This is a genomic window from Streptomyces sp. NPDC111744 (assembly GCF_055634995.1).
The window spans coordinates 164,091-177,492 of record NZ_JBVKCG010000007.1 but is presented as its reverse complement, the minus strand read 5'-3'; the positions used below and the strand labels follow the sequence as shown (position 1 = coordinate 177,492).

The 13,402-nt window shown below is 70.8% G+C and carries 13 protein-coding genes; all 13 read left to right on the top strand.

Annotated elements, in window-relative coordinates:
- Positions 1-26 precede the first annotated feature (26 nt).
- The 13 genes from ACZ7OO_RS18265 to ACZ7OO_RS18205 all read left to right on the top strand — a co-directional run bounded on the left by ACZ7OO_RS18265 (position 27) and on the right by ACZ7OO_RS18205 (position 13,349).
- A complete protein-coding gene (locus ACZ7OO_RS18265; RefSeq protein WP_471505771.1) occupies positions 27-2,876 on the top strand; it encodes a DUF3560 domain-containing protein in 2,850 nt (949 codons plus the stop codon).
- Positions 2,877-2,994: 118 nt separating this feature from the next.
- Complete coding sequence (locus tag ACZ7OO_RS18260) at positions 2,995-3,672, top strand: hypothetical protein (protein WP_471505770.1); 678 nt, start codon at positions 2,995-2,997, stop codon at positions 3,670-3,672.
- A gap of 164 nt (positions 3,673-3,836) precedes the next feature.
- Complete coding sequence (locus ACZ7OO_RS18255) at positions 3,837-4,232, top strand: hypothetical protein (protein WP_471505769.1); 396 nt, start codon at positions 3,837-3,839, stop codon at positions 4,230-4,232.
- Positions 4,233-4,297: 65 nt separating this feature from the next.
- Positions 4,298-4,816: a hypothetical protein gene (locus ACZ7OO_RS18250; protein WP_471505768.1), complete on the top strand. Its 519-nt coding sequence runs from the start codon at positions 4,298-4,300 to the stop codon at positions 4,814-4,816.
- 30 nt (positions 4,817-4,846) lie between these two features.
- Entirely contained in the window at positions 4,847-5,317 is a 471-nt protein-coding gene (locus ACZ7OO_RS18245) for a hypothetical protein (protein ID WP_471505767.1), read from the top strand.
- 17 nt (positions 5,318-5,334) lie between these two features.
- Positions 5,335-6,360, top strand: coding sequence for a DUF3560 domain-containing protein (locus ACZ7OO_RS18240; protein WP_471505766.1), 1,026 nt, complete (start codon positions 5,335-5,337; stop codon positions 6,358-6,360).
- 133 nt (positions 6,361-6,493) lie between these two features.
- Complete coding sequence (locus ACZ7OO_RS18235) at positions 6,494-7,060, top strand: hypothetical protein (protein ID WP_471505765.1); 567 nt, start codon at positions 6,494-6,496, stop codon at positions 7,058-7,060.
- 80 nt (positions 7,061-7,140) lie between these two features.
- Positions 7,141-7,968, top strand: a complete 828-nt coding sequence (locus ACZ7OO_RS18230) for a class I SAM-dependent methyltransferase (protein WP_471505764.1) — start codon at positions 7,141-7,143, stop codon at positions 7,966-7,968.
- A gap of 114 nt (positions 7,969-8,082) precedes the next feature.
- Entirely contained in the window at positions 8,083-8,388 is a 306-nt protein-coding gene (locus ACZ7OO_RS18225; protein WP_471505763.1) for a hypothetical protein, read from the top strand.
- Positions 8,389-8,457: 69 nt separating this feature from the next.
- The gene (locus ACZ7OO_RS18220) at positions 8,458-9,516 is read left to right on the top strand and encodes a hypothetical protein (protein ID WP_471505762.1); all 1,059 of its coding nucleotides are present in this window, start codon (positions 8,458-8,460) and stop codon (positions 9,514-9,516) included.
- Positions 9,517-9,545: 29 nt separating this feature from the next.
- Positions 9,546-10,433 carry a Hint domain-containing protein gene (locus ACZ7OO_RS18215; RefSeq protein ID WP_471505761.1) on the top strand — a complete coding sequence of 296 codons (888 nt, stop codon included), beginning with the start codon at positions 9,546-9,548 and terminating at the stop codon, positions 10,431-10,433.
- 114 nt (positions 10,434-10,547) lie between these two features.
- Positions 10,548-11,432, top strand: a complete 885-nt coding sequence (locus ACZ7OO_RS18210; RefSeq protein WP_471505760.1) for a hypothetical protein — start codon at positions 10,548-10,550, stop codon at positions 11,430-11,432.
- A 117-nt stretch (positions 11,433-11,549) separates the two neighbouring features.
- The gene (locus tag ACZ7OO_RS18205) at positions 11,550-13,349 is read left to right on the top strand and encodes a DNA cytosine methyltransferase (RefSeq protein WP_471505759.1); all 1,800 of its coding nucleotides are present in this window, start codon (positions 11,550-11,552) and stop codon (positions 13,347-13,349) included.
- Positions 13,350-13,402: the final 53 nt, after the last annotated feature.

The window sequence follows — 13,402 nt, the reverse complement described above, 5'->3', positions numbered from 1 at the left end:
CCGCCCGCATCTCCGAAGGAGGCATCATGGCCACCACCCCGCCCGCCAAGACCCCCACCATCGCCATCGCCCGCGCGCTGCGCCGCCTCGGCCTCACCCAGGGCAAGGGCAAGGACTTCAAGGTGGAAGGCGAGTACAACCAGGCCGGTGAGCGCGTCGCCACCCACGTCCTCACCCTCACCGCGCACGCGGACGAGACGGTCGCCGCGCGAGCCGACGACATCGAGCGCTGGGCGAGCGAAGACGGCGGCTGGTCCTTCACCGTGTGCGTCAGCTACAGCGACAAGGGCCGCCCGCACTGCACGATCAGCAACGGGGCCGTCGAGAAGGTCCGCAAGGAGCCGCCCGCCCCGCCCGCCGACGAGCCCGAGCCGCAGCCGGAGGAGCTGGCTGGCGAGACGGCGGCCCTCGAGGGCCCGGCGCAGCCGGAAGAGGACGAGCAGCCCCCGGCCGACGAGCCGCCCGCCGAGGAGCCCCCGGCCGACAAGCCGAAGCCGAAGGGCTTCATCACCATCACCCACACGCGGGCCGACGGCACGCTCCTGGAAGGCTCCAAGAAGTACGACGGCGTGTATGAGATCGTCCGCCCGATCGGCTTCCGGTCGTTCCGCTCGCTCGGCGTGCTCGGCATCCAGCGCTCCCGAGACCGGGAGGCCGACCGCTGGCGCATCAACCGCGCGGCTGCCGCCCTGCGTGAGGCCGGCTGGGAGGTGACCGTCAAGATCGACGAGACCCAGCGGCGCAGCTTCGAGGAGGCCGAAGCCGAGCGGCTGGAGCGGGCCGAGGATCGCGCCGAGCGGTTCAGCGACCGCGCAGGACGGGCCGCCTCCAACTCCAACGCCCGGTACAAGGCGGCCCTCGGCGCGCTGGACGGCATCGAGCCCGGCCAGCCGATCCTCGTCGGCCACCACAGCGAGCGCCGTCACCGGCGGGCGATCGAGCGCAGCGACAACCACATGCGGAAGTCGATCGAGGAACGCGACAAGGCCCAGTACAACGCCGACCGCGCGGAGGCTGCCGCGCAGTACGAGGCGCGCCGCTACGACCCCAACCGCACCCGGCGGCGGCTGGAGAAGCTCGGCGCGGAGCTGCGCCAGCAGGAGCAGCACCGGGACAAGGCGCTGGCCGCGGGCCGGGACGCGGGCCGGTACGAGCGGCGGATCGAGGACCTGAACGAAGAGATCGCCGCCTGGGAGAAGGTGGTCGAGCAGGCCCGCCAGGAGGGCGTCAAGCTGTGGGAGGCCGACGACTTCGCACCCGGCGACTTCGCGCTGTACTCCGGAACTTGGTACCAGGTAAAGCGGGTGAACCCGAAGACCCTCTCGATCGCCTGGAACTTGAGGCTGGCCCCCAAGCAGGTGATGACGCTGGAGGACGCCACCGAGGGCGGCAGCACCTGGACCTTCGGCATGGACTACACGAAGATCCGGGCCCGCTGCCCGGAGGCGGCGATGCTCGCCTTCCTCGCGGAGGGCAAGGTGCCCGGCACGAAGTCGGCGTGGAAGGCGCACGAGGCGCAGCCGGCGAGCGAGGTCCGCGCGGCCCAGGCCGCGAAGCCGAAGTCGAAGCTGAAGCGGAGCAGCAGCGATCCGAAGGTGCCCAAGCGGATCTACGTCGAGTGCCCACTGGGGGGAACTGAGGCGACGCTGACGTGGCTCAACGGGAATAGCCAACCGCACAAGGACTTCGCCCCAGTGAGCATCGAGGCCGGGGAGGAGAGGTTCCACCGGTCGGTCTGGTCGCGGGCCCTGCAGGTCGAGATCGCGAGGATCCTCGCCGAACGCGGTTACGAGGTGGACGGGGCGGACTGGACGCTGTCCCGGGACCGCAGCGGCTTCGTCCGGCCCATCAAGCTGAAAGAGGAGCCGCAGTCGGCGCCCGCCGCGGCGGACGCCGGGCAGCCGGAGCCCCCGGCGGCGGAGATCGCCCTGGTCGACGAGCCCGCCACGCCCGCCGACGGGCCCGAGACGATCGAGGAGCGGCCTGCCGAGGAGCCCGCGTCGGCCGAGGAGCCCGCGTCGGCCGAGGAGCCCGAGGCGGTAGAGCCCGAGCCCCCGGCTGAGGAGCCTGCACCGCCCGCCGATGAGCCCGAGGCGGTAGAGCCCGAGCCCCCCGCTGAGGAGCCCGCACCGCCCGCCGAGGACCCGGAGGAACTGCGCCTCCAGCGCGAGCAGGCCGCCGCGCTCGGTTGGTCGACCGGCCAGGCCGAGTTCGTCATCGCCGCGGCGGCCGGACGGCTCTACCTCCACCAGTTCGGCTCGCTGTACTGCCGGGACATCCCCGGCACCGCTGGCCGCCTGGTCTCGAACCACCGGCTGAGCGCACTGCAGAAGGCCGGATTCGTCACCGTCGGCCCGGCCGACGCCAACCGTGAGCGGCCGGTCCTGGTGACGGTCGACGGCCGCCGGGCGGTGGCCGTGTGGAAGCGGTGGAAGCCGCGCCCGGTGGAGAAGAACCGCGAGCAGGAATGCGAGCGGCTGCGGCCCCTCCTCCACGGCGTCCAGGCCCGACGGCTCGCCGAGCAGGCCGCGAAAGAGGAGGCCGAGCGGAGGGCGGCCAGCGCGGAGTTCCGGGAGGCTCACAAGCTGCTGATGGAGTGGGAGGACCGGGAAGACCGGCTCTGGGCGGCCTGGGCGAAAGTCCAGGGCATCGTCTACCGGCTGCAGCGGCGGCCGGCCGGATGGGTGCCGACCGAGGAGGAGATCGCGACGCACTGTCTGGACCCGGAGGTGGTCGCCGAGCTGCGGGCGGACGCGGAGAACCCGCAGCCGCGGCCGGTACTGCCGGACCTCAAGCAGCGGCCGATGCCGGAGCTGCCCCCGCTGGAGGCGGACGACCAGACGCCGGAACAGCTCGACCTGTTCGCAGTCGCCTGACCTGCGGTTTCCCTGACGATTCTTTGACCAAATTAATCAGGTTAGGGAGGTTACCCCGGAGGTCTTCGGTCAATGAAGAGGATGTCACCAACCACCATCAACCACCACGGAGGGTGCCATGCAGGCCAAGATCACCGAAATCCTCACCAGCCTCGGCGGAACCCGCATTGAGGCCGAGGGCAAGGCCCGCGAGGCGCTGGCCACCGAATCGGGCGACATGACCCGGGGCCTCACCTCCTACAGCATCCGCAAGGCGATGGAGAAGACGGCGGACGCCATGCCCTGGCGGCTCCTGCTGGAAGAGCAGGAGGAGAGCGACCCGATCGCGGCTTTCCTCAAGCTCCGCAAGAAGCTGACAAAGCAGCTCATCGGCACCACCTCCAGCAGCTCCAGCTGCACGATCTCCAACGAGCAGGACCGGCTCAAGTGGGACGGCGTCCGCCGGTTCCTCCAGGACACCGACTACCTCGTCAGCGCACTGGAGGCCGCCGAGCAGGCCGCGCAGGAGCCGACGCCGGAACCGGCGCCCACGCCTGAGCCCGCCAAGCCGGTCAACGCCCGCCGTCCCACCCCGGCCCAGTACAAGGCCCTGGAGCTGATCGCCCAGGGCGGCGTCAAGCGCAGCCAGCGCTTCAAGGATGCGATCCGGATCGGAAGCCTGAACGGCACGATCTACGCCGACACCTTCGAGGTCCTGACCCGCGAGGGCTGGGTCAGCGTGGACTACTCGCAGACCCTGTTCCACGGCCAGCCGATCGAGCTGACCGACGCCGGCCGGGCCTACCTGCCCGCCTGATCGCCAGGCGGCCCCCGGCCCGGAAGGGTAGGGCCGGTGGCCCCTGACCAGCAGCTTCCTTGTCGATTCCTTTACCAAACCAACTGGGGCAGGGAGGGTAACCCCGAAGCATTTGGAACATGATGAAGATGTCACCAACCACTACAAACTCCAAGGAGCCCGACATGGCCACCCTCACCGCCCCCACCACCACCGCCACCGTCCCCGCCGCCAACCTGGAGGCCGGCGCGCTCGTATGGCTGGACGGCGCCAGCCGGCGAGTCTTCGAGGCCACCCCCGAGGGCGACAACATGCGGCTCCGCATCGACGGCTTCCCTGGCCGCCCCTTCAACGTCCCCGCTACCTGGACGTACACGGTCCACACCCCGATCGCCCCCACCTGGGTGCGGGCATCGGAGCTGGAGGCCGGAACGCAGATCCGGCTCGACGGCGCTATCCGGCGGGTCTACGAGGCCACCCGGGACGGCGACAGCATGCGGCTCCGGATCGAGGGCTTCACCGGCCACTTCACCGTCCCCGCCGCCTGGGAGTACGTGGCCTACATCACCCCGGCCGTCTGATCCTCCAGCAGTTCCCCGGCCCGGCGCCCGCCGGGCCGGGCCCCCGCCCCCAGAAAGGCCCAGCCATGACCGCCCAGACCCAGCCCGCCATCACCGCCGACGACCTCGGCGAAGCCGTCGGCAAGATCGCAGCCTTCGCCGCCCTCTCCCTCCACGAGTCGTTTCCGAACCTGAACCTGGACGAGCTGGTCGAGACGTTCACCCGCGACAGCGCCACCGACTTCCTCGCCAAGCGGTTCCTCGCCGGACTCCACGGCGGCCAGACCCCCGGCCGGGCAGCCGGCGCGGCCGGAACCGCCCTCATCCGGGCCTGGGCCGACGCCCGTAACGACGCCAGGGCCCAGCTCGACCAGCAGGGCCCGACGCCCCGCGACTGGGAGGTCTACTACCGGGACGCCGACGGCAACCGGCAGGTCTCCAAGGGCCACACCACCCGGGCCGCCGCGGACGAGGCGGCCGACAGCCTGCGCGCCCGCGGCACCAACGGCGTGAAGGTCGTGCCCGCCTTCGCCTCCCCGAGCGAGGCGCTCGGCTACCGGAACCGCTTCGCGGCCCCCGCCACCGACGCCGACCTCGTCTTCTGACCCACCCCCCTACCGCTCGAACGGAGAGCCATGACCAGCCGACCCACCCCCGCCCAGATGAAGGCCCTCGCCCTCATCGCGGGCGGCCGAGTCCGCCTCATCCAAGCGGGACTCGGCGAAGCCCGGATCGACAGCCCCGACGGGCATGTAGCCCACTCCACCCTCGAAGTCCTCGTCCGCGAGAAGTGGGTCAGCGCCAGCGGTCCGACGAGCCAGCCGCTCGGCCTCACGGCCACCGGCCAGTCGCTCCTGCCCGCCCGCACCCCGGACGCCGCAGCGCCCACGAGTACCGGCGGCTCCCTCGGTGACCTCGTCCTCGCCAAAGCGATGCGAAAGGCCATCCGCAGCGGAGACATCGCCATCGACATGCACGCCAGCTCGATCGAGTTCATCGTCGGCGGCGACGAGCTGCTGTACCGCCTGGGTGGCAGCTTCGAGACCGTCGCCGAGCTGGCCAGATTCCTCGGCCTCGACCCCGCCGACATCACCGACGCCCGCTGAACCAGAAGGGAACTGGCATGGCAGACATCACGATCAGGCACACGCGAGCCGAGGGCACGCTGATCATCGGCTCCGTCCCCGGCGACGGCATCCTGGAGCTGCTGAACCCGTGGGGCGCCCGCTACGCCCGCACCGTCGGCCACGTCTACCTGCGCGGCTCGCGGGACCGGGCGGCCGACATGCGCCGGATCCGAGGCGCACAGGTCGCGCTGGAGGGCAAACAGCACACCGTCACCATCTCCATTGACGAGACCGTGCGGCGCTCCTTCAAGGACGCCGAGGAGGAGCGCTACCAGCGGGCGGGGGAGCGGGCCGTTCGGCTCGACGGCCGAGCCGACCGTCTGCAGGAGTCCTCGGACGCGAAATGGAAGGAGGGGCGCCGCATCGCCGCGAGCTACCAGGGCGAGCCGGTGAAGGTCGACCACTACTCGGCCAGAAAGCACATGCGCGAGCTGGGCAAGGCACGCAAGCTGTTCGGCCAGTCCGTGGCCGAGCAGAAAGAGGCCGACCGATGCCGGGACCTCGCGGACGCGGCGGCCACCTTCGAGGAAGGCCGTAAGCACGTCGGAACGGCGCTGCGCCGGCTGGAACGGCTGCGGGCCGACCGCGGGCGCGTCGAGCGGCAGATGGAGGCCACCGTCGAGGCGGCCGTACAGCGGGCCGCGGCGGGCGACCCGATCGATCCCGAGACGCTCGTCGACAACCTCGTCCGGCTGGACGCCGACCACCACGACCTGTGCGAGCAGATCCGCGAGTGGGAGGCCCACGTCGAGCAGGCCGAGGCCGAAGGCGCCAAGGTGTGGCGGCCGGAGGACTTCACGCCGGGCGACTACGTCGGGCTCGGCGAGCGCTGGTACCTGGTCCTCCGGGTCAACCCGAAGACGCTGACCGTCCCGAAGTCGGTGGACTGGAAGGCCCGGGTCTACAACCGCGCCAACCAGCTCGGCAAGAGCACGAGCACCCTGCCCTACGACAAGGTCACCGGCCGGATGAGCGGCGACGAGATGGCCGCCCAGCTCGCGGCGGAGGCGTTCACCGCATAGCGGGCCAGGGGCCCGCACGGCGCGGGCCCCTGGCGACTCCTTGGCCAAATTTACCGGGATATCGAGGTTACCCCGGTGGGTGGGGTCAATGATGAGGGTGTCACCACTTCACCACCACACCGGAGGGACCGACATGGCCACCATCACCGACATCACCCCCAGCATGGCCCGCGAGCTGGTCGTTCACATCGGCCGCAACGCCCCCCTGCGCGAGGCCAGGGCGTACCGCTACCTGCTGGACGCCGGGTTCACCGTCGAGGACCTGGCCGTGATGGCGGACAGGCGCCCGGCATTCATCGGGTGGCGCCTCGACCTCCTCAAGCTCTGCCAGCGCGGCCAGAACAGCCTCAACGCCGGCCGGATCCCCTGGAACCTCGCTTGGGAGATCGCCCAGCTCAGCCACCCGAGCCAGAACGTCATGCTCGCCCGCTGGGCCCGCGGTGAGTTCGCCAGCTCCAAGGAGGCGGAGCGGGCCGCCCGTGCCATCGCGGCCGACGAGACCGACGCCGACGAACCGGAGCGGACCCGCGGCACCGGGAACGGCGGAATGCACTGGACGCCGGAAGAGGACCGCTGGCTGCTCGACCACTGGCACCACAGCAACGCCCAGCTCGCCGAGGACCTCGGCCGGACCGAGAACGCCATCCCGCACCGGCGCCGGGCGCTGCGCCCCGAGGAGTTCGCCAGCCGCACCCGCTGACCTGACCCACCCACCCTCAGCGCCCCGCCCTCAGTGGCGGGGCGCCCCCAGTTCTGCCCGCACGCATGAAGGAGCACCCGATGCAGATCCCGTCCGACGTCCTCGCGGTCCTCACCGACCCTCGCACCGTCATCAGCGGCGACCGCGTAGCCGTCCCCTTCGAGCTCGACCGGTCCCTGTACGACCGGATGAACCAGATGCTCAAGGACATCGGCGGCCGGTGGGACGGCCGCAAGGCGGTCCGAGCCCACGTCTTCCCCTTCCCGGTGGAGCAGTTCATGCGCGACTGCCTCGCGGCCGGCGAGTGGCCGTCGAGGTTCGAACAGGGCTGGTACCCGACCCCGCCCGCCGTGGTGTTCGACATGCTGGAGCACGCCTCGATCCGGGTCGGCCACACGGTGCTGGAGCCCTCGGCCGGAACCGGCTCGCTCGCCAAGCGGGCCGCCGAGGAGATGGGCATCGTGGACTGCGTCGAGATCGACCCCCGCCGAGCCCACGTCCTCCGAGAACTCGGCATCGCCCGCCAGGTCATCGAGGGCGACTTCCTCGACGTCGACCCGCTCGCCATCGCCGAGCCGTACGACCGCATCCTGATGAACCCGCCCTTCGGCAACGCCATCGCCCACGTCATGCACGCCCTTGGGTTCATGAAGGATGGCGGCACCCTCGTGGCCGTCATGCCCGAGTCCATCACCTGGCACATGGACCGGTCGGCGCAGGAGTTCCGCAAGCTGATCGCCGACAACGAAGGCGAGATCGTCAAGCTCCCGGAAGACGCCTTCGCCCCGTCCGGCACGAACGTCCGGACCGTCCTGCTGTGCCTGAACGGCGGCCCCGACAGCACCCTCCCCACCCACGGATGGCACCAGCGCCAGCCGCTCCAGCTCGATCTGTTCGCCACGGCTTGACCTGCGGTTTTCTTGTCGATTCCTTGACCAAATTCACCGGGCTAACGAGGTTACCCTGGTCTGTGTGGTCAATGAAGAAGGTGTCACCACCCACCACCACCCAGGGAGCCCGACATGGCCACCATCACCCGCACCATCACCGTCACCACCGAGGCCCAGGCGACGGCCGCGGCCCTCACCGGCTACGGCACGGTCGCCGGCGCCCGCGCGGACCTCATGCCCTTCGGGCCCGAGAGGGAAGCGATGCGGGCCGCGGCCATCAAGGCGCACTCCCTGGCCCAGGCGCTGGAGCGGGGCGAGCACTTCACCCCCGAGCGGTTCGAGCTGCTCGCCCGCCAGATCGACGACGAGATGGCCTTCGCGGGCGAGCAGCGCCTCCCCGAGCGCACGGGCGAGTGGCTGGCCATCTTCACCGGCTGAACCGCCCACGGCGCCCCGCCCGCCGGGCGGGGCGCCCCACCACCACCCACCCAGAGAGGTACCCCCGCCATGACCAACACGACCCCGGAAGTCGGCCAGCTCGAACTCGCCGGCGCCCTCGTCCTCGTGGCACAGGTCGTCCAGGGCCGCGCCATGCGCGACACCGGCGACCCGAGCGCCGCCGTCCGCGTCGACCGCAGGGTCTGCCTCCAGGTGGCCGCCGACATGCAGCCCACGCCCCGCTTCGACAGGCAAGCCTGGGTGAAGGCATGGCAGGACGCCCGCGAAGACGGCAGCCTCCCGTACCGCAAGGCGCTGTACCAGCAGCTCTGCCAGACGCTGGCCGACGAACTCGACTTCGACGGCGACAGCTGGGAGGGCGAGCACAGCCAGGCCGAGTTCCGCCGGATCGCCTCCCGCCTCCGCAGCGTCGATACGAAGGTCTGCATTGACGACATGCTCGGCCCGCTGGACGCCAAGGTCGACCCGCACAACCTGTGGAACGGCTTCGTCTCGCCCCGCTTCACCCTGGACGCCGCCCGCGAGCTGGCCGCCCAGACGCTGCGAGAGGCCGAGGAGCACGGCGCCGACGGCATGGACACGGTGCACGTCATCGATGTCGGCGGCAAAGGCCGGGACGGCAACCCGCTGGTGGTCGTCCTCAAGGTCTCCTGGATGTACCTGGAAGACGAGGGCGCACGGCAGGTCACCGACATCATCGAGCCCGACGACGACGGCCGGTACAGCATCGGCGGCTGGGAATGGTGCTGGAGCTACGCGGCCTGGTGGTGCCTATGCAGCACCGGCCACGACTGGCACGTCCCCCACTGCGAGGCCTGCGGCATGACCCGCGAGCAGTCCCAGGCGCTCAAGGAGGCCGCGCCCCGCGTCGGCGAGATCCTGCGCCGCCTCGCCCCCGAGGCGACCGCGGTCCTCTTCGAGGCCGACGGCGCACCCCGCATCGTCGGCGTGGTCGCCGGCGAGACCGAGCTGAACATCGGCGACGGCGGCCCGTTCGACACCGAGACGCTCGGCGAGGCCGACGCCGCCCTGCAGGCCGTCCTCGGCAGCGGCCTGACCGACAGCGGACCCCACTGGCTCCGCTTCACCGGCCAGACCGACCACTGACCCACCGCACGACGAGACAAGGACGTCACATGCAGAACCAGACCTCCCTTCCCCCCGCCCCCGAGGGCTTCCCGGCCGGAACGATGATCCTGACCCTGCGCGGCATCGTCCCCATCGAGACCGTCACCGCCGGGGACGAGGTGTTCACCCACGAGCGCCGGTGGCAGCCGGTCACCGAGACGATGAGCGCGATCGCCGACACCGTCCGCGTCCACTGCGCCTCGTTCACCTCCGGCCTCGTGACGACCGCCGACCACCCGTTCCACACGCGGACCGCGCCCGTCCTGCTGGACGGCGGCCCGGCCGGTGACCTGTCGGCCGCCGGCTGGACCAGGGCCCGCGACCTGACCGACCGCCACCGGCTGGCCTCACCGCTGCACTTCGGGGAGCCGCTGCCGATCCCCGACCTGCCCGCCCTGCTCGCCGACAGGGACCCCGTGGAGGTCTTCCGCATGGCCGGGGCCATGATCCGGCTCAAGGGCGCAGCGGCGGCAGCCGTCTGCCCCGAGCTGGTCGACTGGCTCGCCGAGCACTTCGGCGAGTACGGGGCCGGGCGCCGCTTCCCCGCCTGGGCGCTGACGATGCCCGAGTGGCTGCGGATCGCGTTCCTCGTGGGCCTCGTCAACGACGCACCGCACCGCCAGCAGAACGCGGTGCGCATGCACTCCAAGGCCTTCATGGTCGGCCTGCGCCTGCTCGTCTGCTCCCTCGGCTTCGCCGGCGGGTTCACCGACGGCCGCAAGCCGGGGAAGGCCGGGTGGCTGCTGTCCTGGAAGAACGAGGGCGGCCGACGGCCCGACTTCGACGGCTACCGCTGGCACCCCGCCCTGCGCGTCGAGCGCGGCCCCAAGGCCGAGGTATTCGCCCTGTGCGTGGCCGAAGACGGTTCATATCTGGCCGACGGCATCACGGCCTGACCAGCGGCTTTCCTGACGCTTCTTTGACCAACCTGACCGGGGTAACGAGGTTACCCCGGCAGGTGGGGTCAATGATCGAGGACGTAGCAACCACCCACACAGAACGGACACGGCATGACCCACCAGCCCCCTTCCCGCCCCGCCTACGAGCTGCCCGCCAGCAGCGCGCTCGGCGAAGCCGTCGACAAGGCCCTGAGCGACAACCGAACCGCCCACGAGCAACTCGGCCGCGTCATGCTCGTCGTCACCGCCGCAGGGGTCCGCGACATCCTCACCGGCCACCAGCCCGGCGCCCCGTTCGACGCCGCCAGGCTCGAACTGGTCGAAGGCGAGGACTCTCTGTTCCCCACCGGCCGCTACTGGACGACGGCGGGCGTCGAGCGCACCTTCGCCGAGGATGTCGGCCAGACCGAGGCCGGGAACGCCCTGCACGACCTCAGCGGCTGGACCGCGTACCTGGGCGAAAACACCCGGGGCCTCTGGCTCCCACTGTGCGAGGAGCGGCCCGACCGCGACGGCCGGCCAGTCTTCGCCCTCGACCTCCTGCGCGCGGCCTCCCTCACCCTCGACCCGCCCAGCCAGACCGCCGCGGACGCCGCCCCGGGCTCGATGGTCGAGGTTCTGGTGTGCGCCAACGACCGCGACCGCTACCCGGCCCTCGTGGACCCCGCCGACCAGCGAGACGGCTACGTGCGGCCCTGGTTCGACCTCCGCACCGTCCGCCGGATCGCCGCCAACACCCAGCGGGACGCCCGCAAGTACGGGCACGGCTCCATCGACACCGTTCACGTCCTGAGCGGCAAGGTCAACCGCACCAAGCACGCGGTCGTCATCGTCACCTGCTGGATGCACCTCGGCGGCGAGCAGCGCGAGCAGGCCGTCGAAGTCCTCCACCCGAACAAGGACGGCCGGTACGCCGTCGGCGGCCACGACTGGCAGTGGTACGCGCTCTCGCGGGACCTGAACCCGCTGATCCCGTTCCGGCCGGACGCCATCTGACCTGCGGCTTTAATGACGATTCTTTGACCAAACTCACCGGGATAACGAGGCTATCCCGGTGGATGTGGTCAATGAAAGAGGACGACACACCCACCCACCCAGAACGGAGCAGACCGAATGCCCTACATCTCCTCCACCACCCGGGCGATGGCCTCGGCCTCCAGCTCGGCCCAGACCTACGCCCTCCGCCGGCGAGCCAAGGTGTACAAACACGACGGCACCGAGCTGTCCGTCATGGACTGGTTCTGCGGGGCAGGCGGCTCTACCCAGGGCGCGGACGCCGTCCCGAACGTCAAGGTGACCCGGGCGGCGAACCACTGGAAGCGGGCGATCGAGAGCCACGAGCGGAACTTCCCGGGAGTCGCCCACTACATCGGCGACATCCGCAAGGCCCCGGTCTGGGCATGGCCGATCACCGACATCCACTGGGGCTCGCCCGAGTGCACCAAGTGGAGCATCGCCCAGGGCAAGAAGCGGGACTTCGCGAAGGCCGTCCAGGGCGACCTGCTCGACCTGTACGCGGAGCTGGAGGAGGGGAAGTTCCAGACCGAGGAGGAGCGCGACAGCGGCGGCCCCACCGAGGAGGAGCAGGCCAGCCGGGCGCTGATGGAGGAGATCCCGCTCTACCTGCGGGGTGTCCAGGAGCGCGGCGGGCTCGTCAAGGCGGGCGTGGTCGAGAACGTGGTCGACGTCCGACAGTGGGCCGAGTGGGACCGCTGGGTGGCGGAGTTCCACAAGCTGGGCTACCGGACAAAGCTGGTCGCGCTGAACTCGATGCACGCCGAGCCGCGCAGCGTCCACCGCGCCCCGCAGTCCCGTGACCGCCTGTACTTCGTCTACTGGCACGCGAGCCTCGGCCGGAACCCGAACTTCGAGAAGTGGCTCGCCCCCTCGGCGTTCTGCACCACCTGCGGCGAGATGGTCAAGGCCCGCCAGGTGTTCCGCAAGCCCGGCGTCGACATGGGCCGCTACAAGAGCCAGTACGACTACCGGTGCCCGAACACGAAGTGCGGCCACCAGATCGTGGAGCCCAAGACGCTCCCCGCGGCGGCTGCCATCGACTGGTCGATCCCGGGCGGCCGGATCGGCGACCGCAAGACCCCGCTGGCCGAGAAGACGATGAGGCGCATCCAGGCCGGACTGGACAAGTTCGCCCGCCCGCTGATGGTGCCCACCGGCGGCACCTGGCGGGACGCGGCCACCGACCTGCTGGAGCCCATGCCGACCCGCACCACCCGCGAGAACGACGCCCTGGCGGTGCCGCCGCTGCTGGTGCCCTGTGACGGCCGCGAAGGCAAGAACGCCCGCCCGATCTACGGGCCGATGCAGACCCAGACCGCCAGGGCCGAAGCGGGCCTGGCCTGGCTGCCGTTCATCACCGAGATCCGGGGCGGCAGCAGCGACGTCCGCGCGATCAGCGACCCGCTCGCGACGGTCTGCGCCAGCGGCAATCACCACGGCCTGGCCGCCGTTCCGATGCCGGGCATGATGATGCGGAACAACGGCAGCCGCGGCGATGGCGGGGAGCACTGCACCGACCTGGCCGAGCCGATGCGGGCCCTCACCACCACCGGCCACCAGTCCCTGGTCACGTGGGAACCGTTCCTGGCCCCGTACTACGGCAACGGGACGCCGCGCCCGGTCAGTGAGCCTGTCGGCGCCCTCTCCACCCGCGACCGGTTCGCGCTGGTCCAGGGTGACATCAAGATCGAAGACGTCCTGTTTCGGATGCTCCAGCCACACGAGATCCAGCGCGCGATGGCCTTCGCTGACGACTACGTGGTGCTGGGCTCGAAGCGCGACCGCGTGCGCCAGCTGGGGAACGCGGTCACCCCGAACGCCTCGGAGGTCTTGATCTGCATGCTCGCCGAGTGCATCACCGGCGAGGAAATCAGTCGCTACGACCTGGCCGCCTGACCTGCGGTTTCCTTGTCGTCCATTGACCAACTCGGCCGGGATAACGAGGTTAT